Here is a 13,386-nt window from a genome sequence, read left to right on the forward strand (position 1 = left end):
AAACTGCCTGTGCACGACGACCACCTCATTCTATTCGAATCTTTGTTCTAAGCAAGATCAGACTAGAAAGTATGTACGACACTTTGGGTCTCGTGGGTGGAGGTATCCGTTGGTGGTGCTGATCGAAGGCTGCTGCCCCCGAGGTTCAAGCCCACTCGCAGGGCCGTCTCGAACCGGTCCGGGAACCTCCTGCATGCCGAAGCTAGTGCGCGCAGCAGGCAACAGGCCCCCGAAAAAGGGCACAGCAACGTCGTCCAGATGATTCGGGAGGAACCTGCTGTTCACCAGGCAGGCAGCCGCGTCAGGGCCTTCCTTCTCCAGGCAGGAGCGAGAACAGCACCATGTCATGGCGTTCGCCGGATCGTGCCGTTTTGGAGCGTTGGAGCCCTTCGCGGGTGAACCCGGCATTGAGTGCCACCTTTTGGGAGCCGATGTTTGCCGATGCGGCCTCGAGGCTCACCCGTTGGGCGCCCAGCTCTTCTATTGCCCACCGGGTCACTGCCCTGGCTGCGGCAGTGGCCACCCCGCGACCGCGCGCCCATGGGGCCACCCAATACCCCACTTCCACCGTGGAGTTGGCCGGATCGACATCAACCAGTCCACAAGAGGCGAGTACGGCATCCGTCGTTTCATCGACCACGGCAAAAGGTGCTCCGGTCCGTTCGTTCCAGGTCATTGCGGAGTGATCCGCAAATGAGGCCGCGTGCTCCTGCGTGTATGGATGCGGCACGGTCGTCCAGCGGATGATTTCGGGGTCCTGGCACGCCCGGTGAATCGATTCCGTATCCCCGCGGCTCCAGGGACGCAAGATGATCCCTTCCCCGCCGTCCGTCGAGCCCCTCAGGATCGGGGGTGTTTCGTTCCACGCCAAAGTCATGGTGAACATCATAGGGGACCCCGCTTTTGAGCAATCGGCCACTGATGGTTGGTCCGTTCCCACCCCGGATTACTCCGCGAAAAGATCCTCGACCGGCTCGATGAGTTCGGGGCCGTTGTTCCGCACGTTGCCCACGGCGGAGCCGACTTCACGGAGGGACCAGCCACCGGCGACCTCATGGGCTTCGTCCCTGACCTGTTCGACCAGTGGGCCGGCTTCCCGGTCGCCGGGGTTCAACCATTCGGACATCGCCGCCCGGTCCAGGGGAATGGGCAGCCGGTCGTGCAGGCCGTGCAGCTCGTCGAGTACTTCGGATTCGCCCGTTTCCTCGGGTGAGGCCATCGTGAGGATGCTGCAGCTGAGCAGCCAACGTTCCGGATCGTCCTCCGCCTTCGTGGGATCCTTCCACCATTCGTAGATGCCGGCGAAGAAGATCAGCGAGTCGTCTTCCCGGTGCACGAAATACGGACGCTTGGAAGCGGTCTTGCCCGTCCCGGACTTCTTCCACTCGTAGTATCCCTCGACGGGGACGGCACAGCGGCGGGCCTTGATGGCGGCGCGGAAGGTGGGTTTCTCCAGGACCGTTTCGCTGCGGGCGTTGAAGGCCCTGACCCCCACCGAGGGGTCCTTGGCCCAGCTGGGGACCAGACCCCATTTAGCCACATGCACCTGCCGGACGACTTCATCGTCCAGGAGTCGCTCCAAGACGATCGGCACATCGGTGGTCGGGGCGACGTTCCATGATTTGCGCAGTTGCAGCGCGTCATCTGCTTCCGCTTCGGCTTCGGCCACCAGATCGCCGATGGCCCGGGCCATTACGTATCGTCCGCACATGGAATAAGGATCTCATAGTGCCGGTTGTGCTGGATATGACTGATTTGAAGACCGAGGAATACATCCCCGAAGCCGGGGCCGTCACCATGTTCACCACCTCCTGGTGCGGATACTGCAGGAACCTGAAGAAGGCCATGGACGCCGATGGCATCTCCTACCGGGAGGTCAACATCGAGGACGTCGCGGGAACCGCCGAGATCGTCGAGGAGTTCAACGGCGGTAACCAGACGGTCCCCACCTTGATCTTCTCCGATGGTTCGGCCGTCACGAACCCCCGAATTGAACAGGTGCGCGAGCGTCTCTAGCGGCTCTATGACAGGATGAAAGGTGCCCGCGGTTTTTCCGCGTGGGCACCTTTTTTCTGAATTGGATGGGCCGTGCTGGACACGGCCGAGAGGATGGAAACCATGGCACAAAAGGTCAAGGCTGTAGTCGTCAAGGCCAAGGACGCACCGGTGGAAATCGAGACGATCGTCGTTCCGGATCCCGGTCCCGGCGAAGCGGTCGTGGACATCCTCACCTGCGGGGTCTGTCACACCGACCTGCACTATAAGCTCGGCGGCATCGGCGACGAGTATCCGTACCTGCTCGGACACGAGGCCACAGGCGTCGTGAGCCAGCTCGGGGAAGGCGTGACCAACGTCGAGGTCGGCGATCGCGTCGTCTTGAACTGGCGGGCCGTCTGCGGCGAATGCCGGGCCTGCGCCAAGGGCCAGCCGCAGTACTGCTTCGATACAGCCAACGCCGATCAGCCGATGACCCTCGAAGATGGCACGGAGCTCTCCCCCGCGCTGGGCATCGGGGCCTTCGCGGAGAAGACCCTGGTTGCCGCCGGCCAATGCACCAAGGTCGATGACGACGTCGATCCAGCTGCCGTGGGCCTGCTGGGCTGCGGCATCATGGCCGGTATTGGTGCGGCGATCAACACCGGGGAGGTCAAGCGCGGCGAATCCGTCGCGGTCATCGGGTGCGGAGGGGTCGGCATCGCCGCCATCGCCGGCGCGAAGCTGGCCGGTGCCACCACGATCATCGCCGTGGACATCGATCAGTCCAAGGTCGACATGGCCGTCGAGCTCGGAGCCACGCACGGGATCAACTCCAAGGAGAAGGACCCGGTAGAAGCCATCAAGGCACTGACCGGTGGCTTCGGCGCCGATCTCGTCATCGAGGCCGTCGGGCGTCCGGAAACCTATCGGCAGGCCTTCTACGCCCGTGACCTGGCCGGCCGCGTGGTTCTGGTCGGCGTTCCGACGCCGGAGATGAAACTCGAGTTGCCGCTGGCCGATGTCTTCGGCGGTGGCGGTTCACTGAAGTCCTCCTGGTACGGCGATTGCCTGCCCTCCCGCGACTTCCCCATGTTGGTCGAACAATACAAGCTCGGACGACTGGATCTGGATGCGTTCGTCACCGAACGCATCGGTCTGGGGGACATCGAGGCTGCCTTCGAGAAGATGCATGACGGCACCGTGCTGCGTTCGGTGGTGGAGCTCTAATGCCGGCACAGATCGAAAACCTGGTGACCTCCGGAACGTTCAGCCTCGACGGCGGGACCTGGGATGTGGACAACAACGTATGGATCATCGGTGATGAAGCCGAAGTCCTCGTGATCGATCCGGCGCATAAGCCGGCAGCGATCGTTGAAGCAGTCGGTGGCCGCAAGGTCACCGCCGTGCTGCTCACCCATGGGCACGACGACCACATCCGCTATGCCCGCGATTTCGCCGAAATGGTCAACGCCCCGATCTACATGAATCCCGAGGACCAGATGCTCTGGGAAGACGTGTTCCCGGGGACGACGCCGGATGAACGCATTGCCGATGGCGATACCTTCGACATCGCCGGCACCACGTTGCGGGCCATCCATACCCCCGGCCACTCCCCCGGTTCCACCTGCTTCTACGCCGAGGAGCTGGACACGCTCTTCTCCGGGGACACGCTGTTCAGCGGCGGGCCCGGGGCCACCGGTCGCAGCTATTCCAGTTACAAGACGATCGTGGAATCCATCCGCGACCGGCTGCTGGTGCTGCCGCCGAACACCATCGTGAACACCGGGCACGGCGACGCCACCAGCGTCGCCGCCGAAGCCCCGCAGTTGCAGGAGTGGCTGGACCAGATCGAGGAATAACCAACAACGGCAGGCCGGCAGGCCCGCCGACGAAGACAGCGCGTGGCGGGAATCCCCAGGGGTTCCCGCCACGCGCTTTTTCACCGGTCGCCCTGGTCCTAGGCTCCTGTTTGACGCCGCAGTAACCGGTGTCGGCGGGCCACGCTCCCCAGCGGAACCACTTCCCCTTCCGGCCCGGCAGCCGCCGAAGCCGGACGCATCGATCGGGCGGAGGAGGCCCTGAACGGGACCGGCACGACCTGGAGCACGTTGATGATTCCCTCGTATCGCAGGATGGCTTCGGTCAGTTCGATGCTGTGGGCATAGCGGCGCAGCAGCAGGCCCTGGCCTTCGCCCAAGCTCGTCGACCCCGGTTCCAGTCGGAGGGAACCGGCCAGGACGGTGGCGATCAGTTCATGCAGGATCCGGTGTCCGAGCGAAAATCCCATCTCGCGGATGATCAGCTCCGGTTGCTGGATCCCGGTCAACCCCACCGTGTAGGCCACCGGGACCCCGCGGCGTCCGATGGCGTGTTCAATGAACCAGTCCCCCGGCCGAGGCGCCCCGGTTCCGTCGAGCCCCCTGGCCGTAATGCTGCAGCTCCTGCACATGATGCCTCCTTGCGACACCGGTCTCCCCGTCGGAGCACCGGTGCCTGGACACCAGCATCGAAGGAGCGGTCCCGGTCCGCGGAAGCGTCGTGCCCTGTTGTGTACAACGGAGGCCGGGGCGCGCTTGTGGGGGCCGAGTCGGGGGGAAGGCCTAACCGACCAGTGGCTGCTGCGGATCAACCACGGTGGTGTGCCGGGCGTAGGCCTGCAGCAGCGCCTGTTCAACGGCTTCCACCGTGGTTCCAGGAACCAGGTCCTCAGCGGCTCCAGCCGTCGTCGGGTCGAAATCCAATCCCATATCCGCGTAGACGGACTCCAGGACGGCGCGCAGCGGGGCGGAGTCCTCGACGACGAACACACTGGCGAACAACCAGGCACCGGAGACCACGCGTTGGGCGGTGCCCACGAGTTTGACCGGGGAGGTCGTCCGGGAGCCGGGGCCCGGCCGGCCATGGACGCTGAATTCCCCGGGACAGTATTCCCCGGGGATCTCCCCCACCTCGGCCTCGATGCCCAGGTCCCCCAGTGCCCGGGCGTAGAGCTCCCCCAGGATCCTGAAACGGTCCTGATGACCGAGCATCGCTTCCCCCGCGGGTTCCACATGATCGACGATCAACGTGCCCTGGTGGTAGGCCGCGGCCCGGCCGCCCGCCTTGCGTACCACGGGGGCGAAGCCCAGACGACGAGCCGAAGCGGTGGCCTGCCCATATCCGGGAAGCCTGATGTCCCGTTGGCCGAAGGCCACGGTGGGTTCGGGTCGGTAGAGACGCAGGGTCGGCCCGCTCTCCCCGTCACGGACCCGTTCAAGAAGCCGGATTCCTTCGAGCAGGTCGGATTCGGGGTCCCCGACCGCCTCGGAACGCCACACGGTCAGGGGCTGATGCGCGGTGGGATTCCAGGAAGTCATGGTGTCGATTCTAGTTGTGGGCGGTCCGCATGAATAATGGGGGTCGTGCCTGAACCAACCCTGACATTGATCCTCCTGGGCGGCTCCTCCGGATCCGGGAAGTCCTACCTCGCCGAGCGCTATGGCCGCCCGCATATCGAGTTGGATAACTTCTACCGTGAGCTGGCCGAGGATTCCCCGCACAGCCCGCTGCCCCACACCGCCTACGGCGAGGTCGACTGGGACCATCCCGGAACCTGGAACTGCGACGCCGCGGTCGATTCCGTCCTGCGTCTGCTACGCACCGGCAGCATGGAAGTCCCGCATTATTCGATTTCCACATCCAGCTACTCCGGCTATTCCACCGTGACCATGGCCGGCGGTCCCGTCGTGGCCGAAGGGATCTTCGTCGATGAGATCCGTGCCCCGCTGATCGACCATGGGGTGGACGTCCGGGCCTACTACATCGACGTCTCCCCGATCACGACGGCGGTACGCCGGTTGGTGCGCGATGTCCGGGAACGTCGTAAGCCAGTGCCGTTCCTGCTGCGTCGGGGCTGGGCGTTGTACCGGGCCGAGGGCTGGATACGCCGTCGCTATCTGGAGGCCGGATTCATTCCGACCCCCAAACCCAGGATCCGTTCGATGCTTGCTGCCGCCTGAGCTGCCCCCCGGATCAGCGGCTGGGCATCGGGCGTACGGTCAGGATCTGCTCGCTGCGGCCGAAGGGCCCCTCGACATCGTGCAGCACCGCCGACGTCAGGCCGATGCCGTCGGCACCGTAGGTCTGCTGCGACTGGATGCCCAGCCATTGACCCACCGGACGGCGATACATGTGGATCTGCAGGTCCACGTTGGGGAACATCCACGATTCCGGTCCCGGGGCCACCCTCGGTGCGACCCCGTTGGCCGTATCGACCATGCCCAGCAACCGCACCATATCGGGGGTCTCGAAGCCGTCGACCATCTGTTGCGGGTTCCGCAGCCAGACGACCCCCTTGCCCAACCGGTGTCCGGGTTCGACCCGCAGCTCCAACTGCTCGATGTAGCCGCCGGGCCACATGGCCATTCCGTCCCAGACGGGCAGTTCCTCGGGATGGGAGACCTCGGGATCCTCCACGCCGGCGACCTGAGTCGAATCGTGGGTCTTCAGCCTCCAGCCCCGGGCCACGATGGCGGTCCTGCCTTGGCAGACCATTTGCGCCTCGACCAGTTCGATGGTCTTGCCGGGCCTGATCATGGTGGTGGTGATCTCCACGTCTCCACCATGGATGATCCCTAGGATATCCAGGCTGACGCGGGCCATGCGCATGTCCTCGCGGGGCTGGAATAGTTCGAGTTCACGCACCAGGAGGCCGGTGGCCGGGGCCATATGCTGCTCATGTTCGTTCCAGGCACCCTGGGTGTGGATGGTGGAACGGTAGCGGCCCTGGCCCAGCGGAACATAGAAGCTGGAAGGCCGGGAACCGTCCGGCATTTCGAGCAGATGGGTTCCGGAAGCATCCGGGCGGTCCTGGTGGCCGATGGTCGAAGCAGTCATGAAGGGATCCTTTCAGCGCCTCGGAGGTCAGCGCTCACCGTTCCACCCTATCGGTCGACCCTCGCGACGCCGTACCGGCACCGGCGGCCCCTCAGCCGTGGGTCTCAGGTACCGCAGAAGGTGACGTACGGCCCGGAGTCCGTGGGGGCACCGACGGCAAGACGTTCCAGGCCCGGACGCACCTCATAAGGGGCCGATACGGCTTCCAGAAGCCTGTTCAGCGGCCCCAGGTCCCCGTCGGTGGCGGCGTCGAGCGCTTCTTCCACCAGATGGTTGCGCGGGATGTAGGCGGGGTTGATCAGGTCCATTCCCGTCGCATCGGGCCCCAAGGCCAGCCAGGTCTCGGCCCAGGCATCAAAGGGTGCCGGGTCGGTGAACAAGGCCCGAGCGGGTTCCCGGTCGCCCCGGGCCACCCCCGCCAACGCGCGAAAGAACAAGGTGTAGTCGGCTCCGCTGGTCGTGAGTAGTTCGGTCGTGGCGTGTACGACGTCGTGGGCCGGCTGGTCCTCGCGCTCCACCCCGGTGGCCGGGGGCAGGCCGAGCTTTTCGAACATGCCCGCCGACCAGGCCTCGCTGTAGCGGGTCCTGAAGGTGCGCAACGATTCCATGGCCAGTTCAACGGCCTGGTCCTCGTCGTCATCGAAGAGCGGCAGCATGGCCTCGGCCAGGCGCGCCAGGTTCCATTCGGCCATGACCGGTTGGTTGCGGTACGCATAGCGCCCCTGCCCGTCGATGGAGCTGAAGACCGCGGCGGGATCGAAGGCATCGATGAACGCGCAGGGGCCATAGTCGATGGTTTCCCCCGAGATGGTCATGTTGTCGCTGTTCATCACCCCGTGGACGAAGCCCACCAGCATCCATTGCGCGATCAACGCGGCCTGGTCGGCAACGACCGCGTCGAACAAGGCCAGATGGGGCCGCTCGGCGTCGGCCGCCTCCGGATGGTGGCGGGCCATGGCAACTTCGGCCAGCCGGTGCAGCAGATCCGGGTCCCCCAAGGCCCTGGCATATTGGAAGGAGCCGACCCTCAGATGGCTGGAGGCGACGCGGGTCAGCACGGCGCCGGGCAGCCGGCTCTCGCGCAGCACGTCATGACCGGTGGCGGTGACCGCAAGTGAGAGCGTGGTGGGGATCCCCAACGCGTGCAGGGACTCGCTGAGGATGTATTCGCGCAGCATGGGCCCCACGGCCCCGAAGCCGTCACCACCCCGGGAGAAGGGGGTCCGGCCCGAGCCCTTCAGGTGCAGATCACGGAGGTTCCCCTCGGCGTCACGCAATTCGCCCAGCAACAGGGCCCGGCCGTCTCCAAGGCGCGGGGAGTAGGAACCGAACTGGTGTCCTGCGTATCCCTGGGCGACAGGTGTCGCCCCCTCGGGTGGATGGGCCCCGGTCAACACGGAGATCCCCTCGGCGCTGCGTAGGTATTCGGGGTCCAGCCCGAGCTCCCGGGCCAGGCGTTCATTCAGGACCAGTAGTTCCGGCGCCGGGGGTTCCTCCGCTGTCCAGGGGATGGAGAGCTCGGGGAAATTCCGGGCGAACCCGTTCTCGAGAACAACGGATCGCTGCAGTGCTGTACTCATGCTTCGAGCCTACCGTCGCCGGCCCGGAGATAGACTTCCTCCATGCCTTCGCCCGGTCCTGCTCCGACCTTCGGGCCACGCCGCCTGACCCTGGGCGTGGCCGCGGCCTGCGTCATCGCGGCCGGTCTGGCGGCCCGTTTCCTGCTCCACGGAGGATTCGCCGACGCCGCCGGCGGCGTCTTGTACACGGTCCTGGTCTACCTGTTGGTGGGCCTCCTGCGGCCCGGCTGGCGTCCTGTCCGCCTGGCGGCCATCGCCTTAGCCATCAGCTGCGCCGTTGAGCTGCTCCAGTTGACCGGGCTTCCCGGGGCCCTCTCCGCCATCGTCCCACCGATGCGTCTGGTGTTGGGGACGACCTTCTCACTGACCGATCCACCCGCCTATGTGGTGGGTGCGCTGCTGGCCCTTGCCGTGGATTGCCTCCTACGGTGTGGGACGCGGCCCCCTCGGCCATCCCGGCACGATATCCCCGCCCGGAGCCGATGAGCCCCGCCCGGATCGGATCGGTAACGTCGAAGGGCTCCGGCGCAGTGGCGCCGGAGCCCTTCGAACAGTGCGTGCAGCATCTGCCGATGTGGTTAGAAGTCCCAGTCCTCGTCTTCGGTGTTCACGGCCTTGCCGATCACGTAGGAGGATCCCGAGCCGGAGAAGAAGTCGTGGTTCTCGTCCGCGTTGGGGCTCAAGGCCGAGAGGATGGCCGGGTTCACGTCCGTCACCGAGGACGGGAACATCGCTTCGTAACCCAGGTTCATCAGCGCCTTGTTGGCGTTGTAGTGCAGGAACTTCTTGACGTCCTCGCTCAGGCCCACGCTGTCGTACAGATCGTGGGTGTACTGCACCTCGTTTTCATACAGTTCGTAGAGCAGCTCGAAGGTGTAGTCCTTCAACTCGGTCTTGCGCTCTTCACTCAGGCCTTCCAGGTTCTTCTGGAACTTATAGCCGATGTAGTAGCCGTGGACGGCTTCGTCACGGATGATCAGACGGATCAGGTCGGCCGTGTTGGTCAGCTTGGCCCGTGAGGACCAGTACATCGGCAGGTAGAAGCCCGAGTAGAACAGGAAGGACTCCAAGAGCGTCGAGGCGATCTTGCGCTTAAGCGGATCCTCACCGTAGTAGTAGGCCTCGATGATCGAGGCCTTCTTCTGCAGGTTCACGTTCTCGAGGGACCAGCGGAACGCCTCGTCGATCTCCTTGGTCGAGGCCAGTGTGGAGAAGATCGAGGAGTAGCTCTTGGCGTGGACCGACTCCATGAACGCGATGTTCGTGTAGACGGCTTCCTCGTGCGGCGTGAGCGCATCCGGGATCAGCGAGACGGCCCCGACCGTGCCCTGCAGCGTGTCCAGCAGGGTCAGCCCCGTGAAGACGCGCATGGTGAGCAGCTTCTCGTCCTCGGTGAGCGTGTTCCAGGACTGGACGTCGTTGGACAGCGGGATCTTCTCCGGCAGCCAGAAGTTGTTCACGAGGCGGTTCCACACCTCGACGTCCTTCTCGTCCTGGATGCGGTTCCAGTTGATGGCCTCGACGTGATGCTGCAGCTTGACCTGGTCGGTCATTTCATCCCCTGACTTTCTGATGCGGGTTGCCTATGTGATCGGTGGCCGGGACGACGGCTGGGTTTCCCCGCCGTCGTCCCGGTCCGGTGTGTCCCGGATGCCGGCCTCCGGCATCCCGATGGTGGGACGAGGGTGATTCAGCGCCTGCTGCTACAGGGCGCAGGACACGCAGCCCTCAACCTCCGTGCCTTCCAGCGCGAGCTGGCGAAGACGGATGTAGTAGAGCGTCTTGATGCCCTTGCGCCAGGCGTAGATCTGCGCCCGGTTGATGTCGCGGGTCGTGGCGGTGTCCTTGAAGAACAGCGTCAGCGACAAGCCCTGGTCGACGTGCTGGGTCGCGGCCGCGTACGTGTCGACGATCTTTTCGTAACCGATTTCGTAGGCATCCTGGTAGTAGTCCAGGTTCTCGTTGGTCAGGTACGGAGCCGGGTAGTAGACACGGCCCAGCTTGCCTTCCTTGCGGATCTCGATCTTCGCGGCCACCGGGTGGATCGAGGAGGTCGAGTTGTTGATGTAGGAGATCGAGCCCGTCGGCGGGACGGCCTGCAGGTTCTGGTTGTAGATACCGTGCTCCATGACCGAGGCCTTCAGCTGCTCCCAGTCCTGCTGGGTCGGGATGTGCACGTTGGCGAAGAGCTCGCGGACCTTTTCGGTCTGCGGAACCCATTCGGCCTGGGTGTACTTATCGAAGAACTCGCCCGAGGCGTACTTCGAATCCTCGAACCCACCGAAGGTCTCACCCGTTTCCATGGCCAACTTATTCGAGGAGCTCAACGCGTGGAAGAGCACCGTGTAGAAGTAGATGTTGGTGAAGTCCAAGCCCTCTTCGGAGCCGTAGTGGACGTGCTCCCGTGCCAGGTAGCCGTGCAGGTTCATCTGACCCAGGCCGATGGCGTGCGAGGCCTTGTTCCCCTCGGCGATCGAAGGAACCGAACCGATGTAGGACATATCCGATACGGCGGACAACGCGCGGATGGCGGTCTCCACCGTGGCACCCAAGTCGGGGGAATCCATCGCCTTGGCGATGTTCAACGAGCCCAGGTTGCAGGAGATGTCCTTGCCGATCTCCTCGTAGCCGAGGTCCTCCTTGTACACCGACGGCGAGGAAACCTGCAGGATCTCCGAGCAGAGGTTGCTCATGATGACCTTGCCCTTGATCGGGTTGGCCCGGTTCACCGTGTCTTCGAACATCACGTACGGGTAGCCCGATTCGAACTGGATCTCCGCGAGGGTCTGGAAGAACTCGCGGGCGTTGATCTTGGTCTTCTTGATCCGGGAATCGTCGACCATCTCGTAGTACTTCTCCGTGACGGAGACGTCGGAGAAGGGGATGCCGTAGACGCGCTCGACGTCGTAGGGCGAGAAGAGGTACATGTCCTCGTTCGTCTGGGCCAGCTGGAAGGTGATGTCCGGGACGACCACGCCCAGCGAGAGGGTCTTGATGCGGACCTTCTCATCGGCGTTCTCCCGCTTGGTGTCGAGGAAGCGGTAGATGTCCGGGTGGTGGGCGTGCAGGTAGACGGCGCCTGCCCCCTGGCGGGCCCCGAGCTGGTTCGCGTAGGAGAAGCTGTCTTCAAGGAGCTTCATCACCGGAATGACGCCGGAGGACTGGTTCTCGATCTGCTTGATCGGGGCACCGTGCTCGCGGATGTTCGTCAGCGACAGGGCCACCCCGCCCCCGCGCTTGGAGAGCTGGAGCGAGGAGTTGATGCCACGGGCAATGGACTCCATGTTGTCTTCGACGCGCAGCAGGAAGCAGGAAACCAGCTCGCCGCGCTGGGCCTTGCCAGCGTTCAGGAAGGTGGGGGTGGCCGGCTGGAAGCGGCCATCCATGATCTCGTCGACCAGCTGGGTGGCGAGCTGTTCGTTGCCGCGGGCCAGGTGCAGGGCGACCATGCACACGCGGTCCTCGTAACGCTCCAGGAAACGGTTCCCGTCGAACGTCTTCAGCGTGTAGGAGGTATAGAACTTGAAGGCGCCCAGGAAGGTCTCGAAGCGGAACTTCTTCTTATAGGCATGCGCGTAGAGACCACGCACGAAGTTCATCGTGTACTGGTCGATGGTCTCGCGCTCGTAGTACTCGTGCTTCACGAGGTACTCGAGCTTCTCGTCCAGGTCGTGGAAGAAGACCGTGTTGTTGTTCACGTGCTGCAGGAAGTACTGCCGCGCCGCCGCACGATCCGCGGCGAACTGGATCTTCCCGTCCTTGTCATAGAGGTTCAGCATGGCGTTGAGCTCGTGGTAGCCCAACCCCTGGAAGGCCTCGGGGACCTCCTTGGTATCTGTCTTCACGGTTGGCTCTGCGACTGTGGTGTCCAAAACTCTTCCAATCCTTGGCGTACACGGGTGACGTCCTCCGACGTCCCCATGAGTTCGAAACGATATAGCACGGGAACCGAGCACTTGGCGGAGATCTTGTCCGCCGCCAAGCAGTAGGTGGTTCCAAAGTTTGTGTTGCCGGCGCCGATGACGCCGCGTAGCAGCTGCCGGTTCCCCTCGTTGTTCAGGAACCGGATCACCTGCGGCAGAATCGACCGCTCTCCCTTCTCCCCACCGTAGGTGGGCAGAACCAGGACATACGGTTCGGTGGCCAGCAGCTCTGGTTCGCTGGCATAGAGGGGAATCTTCGCCGCATCGAGTCCCAGTTTCTCCATGAACCGTTTCGTGTATCCGGAAACGGAGGAGAAGTAGATCAGGGAACTGTTCGTGGTGTTTGCGGTGGCCGGACTCGTGGTCCGCTCATCCACCGCGATGTCGCCAGACATGAGACCGGCCTCCAACTGCTGGTGATGGGTGGTGTCGCCTCAGGCAACGCTCGAGGCGGCCACGGCCAGTTCCTCGATCTTGTCCGGGCGGAAGCCTGACCAGTGGTCGGCTTCGGTCATGACCACGGGGGCCTGCATGTAGCCGAGGGCCCGAACACGTTCGAGGGCCTCCGCGTCCTGGGAGATATCGACCTTCTGGTAGGCAATGCCCTTCTTGTCCAGCGCCCGGTAGGTGGCGTTGCACTGCACGCATGCTGGCTTGGTATAAACCGTGACGGTCATGGCGTTGATCCCCTCGTACAAAATGTGTGGTCATCTTCGTTGTCTGTCCCGGATTCCCGGGGGTCCGAAAGCGGGCCATCCGAGCGTTGGCGGGAGTGGAAACCGTTCCCGCCCCGTGGGGCGCTTCCTGAGATTTCAATACTACATGTAGTACAAGGAACAGCAAGCAACCCCTATATGTTGTCTTACAAGTATGTCATTCCCCAGTCCCTTAGTCCACAGCGGGTGTGGAGAAACGCATCCCTAATTGCCGCACGAATCCGGGGTTCGGGCCCATCCGTCCACAGCCTGTGCATGGAAGATGCCCACAACCAAACAGCTGGTGTGTCGTTCGGCGACGGCGTGTCGCCACCC

15 protein-coding genes are annotated in these 13,386 nt (G+C 63.9%); 5 read left to right on the top strand and 10 right to left on the bottom strand.

Features of this window, described 5'->3' with window-relative positions:
* Positions 1-301 precede the first annotated feature (301 nt).
* The gene (locus ACT3S6_RS02710; protein WP_444553631.1) at positions 302-889 is read right to left on the bottom strand and encodes a GNAT family N-acetyltransferase; all 588 of its coding nucleotides are present in this window, start codon (positions 887-889) and stop codon (positions 302-304) included.
* A 57-nt stretch (positions 890-946) separates the two neighbouring features.
* On the bottom strand, positions 947-1,711 hold the full coding sequence (locus ACT3S6_RS02715; protein ID WP_444553632.1) for an SOS response-associated peptidase: 765 nt from the start codon (positions 1,709-1,711) through the stop codon (positions 947-949).
* 35 nt (positions 1,712-1,746) lie between these two features.
* Here ACT3S6_RS02715 and ACT3S6_RS02720 point away from each other — a divergent pair, with 35 nt between their 5' ends.
* The 3 genes from ACT3S6_RS02720 to ACT3S6_RS02730 all read left to right on the top strand — a co-directional run bounded on the left by ACT3S6_RS02720 (position 1,747) and on the right by ACT3S6_RS02730 (position 3,836).
* The gene (locus tag ACT3S6_RS02720; RefSeq protein ID WP_444553633.1) at positions 1,747-2,016 is read left to right on the top strand and encodes a glutaredoxin domain-containing protein; all 270 of its coding nucleotides are present in this window, start codon (positions 1,747-1,749) and stop codon (positions 2,014-2,016) included.
* 102 nt (positions 2,017-2,118) lie between these two features.
* Positions 2,119-3,204, top strand: a complete 1,086-nt coding sequence (locus tag ACT3S6_RS02725; protein WP_444553634.1) for an S-(hydroxymethyl)mycothiol dehydrogenase — start codon at positions 2,119-2,121, stop codon at positions 3,202-3,204.
* Complete coding sequence (locus ACT3S6_RS02730; protein WP_444553635.1) at positions 3,204-3,836, top strand: MBL fold metallo-hydrolase; 633 nt, start codon at positions 3,204-3,206, stop codon at positions 3,834-3,836. Before ACT3S6_RS02725 ends, ACT3S6_RS02730 begins: the two co-directional genes overlap by 1 nt.
* A 98-nt stretch (positions 3,837-3,934) precedes the next feature.
* Here the strand turns inward: ACT3S6_RS02730 and ACT3S6_RS02735 are convergent, their stop codons facing one another.
* Positions 3,935-4,426 carry a hypothetical protein gene (locus ACT3S6_RS02735; RefSeq protein WP_444553636.1) on the bottom strand — a complete coding sequence of 164 codons (492 nt, stop codon included), beginning with the start codon at positions 4,424-4,426 and terminating at the stop codon, positions 3,935-3,937.
* 151 nt (positions 4,427-4,577) lie between these two features.
* Positions 4,578-5,333, bottom strand: a complete 756-nt coding sequence (locus ACT3S6_RS02740; protein ID WP_444553637.1) for a lipoate--protein ligase family protein — start codon at positions 5,331-5,333, stop codon at positions 4,578-4,580.
* Between the two features lie 36 nt (positions 5,334-5,369).
* Here ACT3S6_RS02740 and ACT3S6_RS02745 point away from each other — a divergent pair, with 36 nt between their 5' ends.
* Positions 5,370-5,975, top strand: a complete 606-nt coding sequence (locus ACT3S6_RS02745; protein WP_444553638.1) for a uridine kinase — start codon at positions 5,370-5,372, stop codon at positions 5,973-5,975.
* A 13-nt stretch (positions 5,976-5,988) separates the two neighbouring features.
* Here ACT3S6_RS02745 and ACT3S6_RS02750 read toward each other — a convergent pair whose 3' ends face one another.
* Together ACT3S6_RS02750 and ACT3S6_RS02755 are read right to left on the bottom strand one after the other, a co-directional pair.
* Positions 5,989-6,789 (bottom strand): thioesterase family protein, encoded by an 801-nt coding sequence (locus ACT3S6_RS02750; protein ID WP_444553763.1) that lies wholly within the window; start codon positions 6,787-6,789, stop codon positions 5,989-5,991.
* Positions 6,790-6,956: 167 nt separating this feature from the next.
* Complete coding sequence (locus ACT3S6_RS02755; RefSeq protein ID WP_444553639.1) at positions 6,957-8,432, bottom strand: protein adenylyltransferase SelO; 1,476 nt, start codon at positions 8,430-8,432, stop codon at positions 6,957-6,959.
* Positions 8,433-8,474: 42 nt separating this feature from the next.
* Between ACT3S6_RS02755 and ACT3S6_RS02760 the strand changes: the two genes are divergently transcribed.
* Positions 8,475-8,918, top strand: coding sequence for a ribosomal maturation YjgA family protein (locus ACT3S6_RS02760; RefSeq protein WP_444553640.1), 444 nt, complete (start codon positions 8,475-8,477; stop codon positions 8,916-8,918).
* Between the two features lie 92 nt (positions 8,919-9,010).
* On the opposite strand, the gene nrdF is transcribed toward ACT3S6_RS02760, so the two are convergent.
* The 4 genes from nrdF to nrdH all read right to left on the bottom strand — a co-directional run bounded on the left by nrdF (position 9,011) and on the right by nrdH (position 13,032).
* Positions 9,011-9,985, bottom strand: coding sequence for a class 1b ribonucleoside-diphosphate reductase subunit beta (nrdF, locus tag ACT3S6_RS02765; RefSeq protein ID WP_444553641.1), 975 nt, complete (start codon positions 9,983-9,985; stop codon positions 9,011-9,013).
* A gap of 150 nt (positions 9,986-10,135) precedes the next feature.
* Positions 10,136-12,277 (bottom strand): class 1b ribonucleoside-diphosphate reductase subunit alpha, encoded by a 2,142-nt coding sequence (gene nrdE, locus ACT3S6_RS02770; RefSeq protein ID WP_444553642.1) that lies wholly within the window; start codon positions 12,275-12,277, stop codon positions 10,136-10,138.
* Positions 12,274-12,750 (bottom strand): class Ib ribonucleoside-diphosphate reductase assembly flavoprotein NrdI, encoded by a 477-nt coding sequence (nrdI, locus tag ACT3S6_RS02775; RefSeq protein ID WP_444553643.1) that lies wholly within the window; start codon positions 12,748-12,750, stop codon positions 12,274-12,276. The genes nrdE and nrdI overlap by 4 nt, the downstream gene beginning before the upstream one ends.
* 39 nt (positions 12,751-12,789) lie before the next feature.
* On the bottom strand, positions 12,790-13,032 hold the full coding sequence (gene nrdH, locus ACT3S6_RS02780; RefSeq protein ID WP_444553644.1) for a glutaredoxin-like protein NrdH: 243 nt from the start codon (positions 13,030-13,032) through the stop codon (positions 12,790-12,792).
* Between the last annotated feature and the right edge of the window lie 354 nt (positions 13,033-13,386).

The sequence above is a fragment of the Arthrobacter sp. AOP36-C1-22 genome (assembly GCF_052377515.1).
GTDB lineage: Bacteria > Actinomycetota > Actinomycetes > Actinomycetales > Micrococcaceae > Arthrobacter_H.

Bases quoted from the DNA above. Each gene is read 5' to 3' on its own strand.
- nrdI (WP_444553643.1), bottom strand. From the start codon at position 12,750: ATGTCTGGCGACATCGCGGTGGATGAGCGGACCACGAGTCCGGCCACC.
- ACT3S6_RS02710 (WP_444553631.1), bottom strand. From the start codon at position 889: ATGATGTTCACCATGACTTTGGCGTGGAACGAAACACCCCCGATCCTG.
- nrdF (WP_444553641.1), bottom strand. From the start codon at position 9,985: ATGACCGACCAGGTCAAGCTGCAGCATCACGTCGAGGCCATCAACTGG.
- ACT3S6_RS02720 (WP_444553633.1), top strand. From the start codon at position 1,747: ATGACTGATTTGAAGACCGAGGAATACATCCCCGAAGCCGGGGCCGTC.
- ACT3S6_RS02730 (WP_444553635.1), top strand. From the start codon at position 3,204: ATGCCGGCACAGATCGAAAACCTGGTGACCTCCGGAACGTTCAGCCTC.
- ACT3S6_RS02740 (WP_444553637.1), bottom strand. From the start codon at position 5,333: ATGACTTCCTGGAATCCCACCGCGCATCAGCCCCTGACCGTGTGGCGT.
- ACT3S6_RS02750 (WP_444553763.1), bottom strand. From the start codon at position 6,789: ATGCCGGACGGTTCCCGGCCTTCCAGCTTCTATGTTCCGCTGGGCCAG.
- ACT3S6_RS02755 (WP_444553639.1), bottom strand. From the start codon at position 8,432: ATGAGTACAGCACTGCAGCGATCCGTTGTTCTCGAGAACGGGTTCGCC.
- ACT3S6_RS02735 (WP_444553636.1), bottom strand. From the start codon at position 4,426: ATGTGCAGGAGCTGCAGCATTACGGCCAGGGGGCTCGACGGAACCGGG.
- ACT3S6_RS02715 (WP_444553632.1), bottom strand. From the start codon at position 1,711: ATGTGCGGACGATACGTAATGGCCCGGGCCATCGGCGATCTGGTGGCC.
- ACT3S6_RS02725 (WP_444553634.1), top strand. From the start codon at position 2,119: ATGGCACAAAAGGTCAAGGCTGTAGTCGTCAAGGCCAAGGACGCACCG.
- nrdH (WP_444553644.1), bottom strand. From the start codon at position 13,032: ATGACCGTCACGGTTTATACCAAGCCAGCATGCGTGCAGTGCAACGCC.
- ACT3S6_RS02745 (WP_444553638.1), top strand. From the start codon at position 5,370: ATGGGGGTCGTGCCTGAACCAACCCTGACATTGATCCTCCTGGGCGGC.
- ACT3S6_RS02760 (WP_444553640.1), top strand. From the start codon at position 8,475: ATGCCTTCGCCCGGTCCTGCTCCGACCTTCGGGCCACGCCGCCTGACC.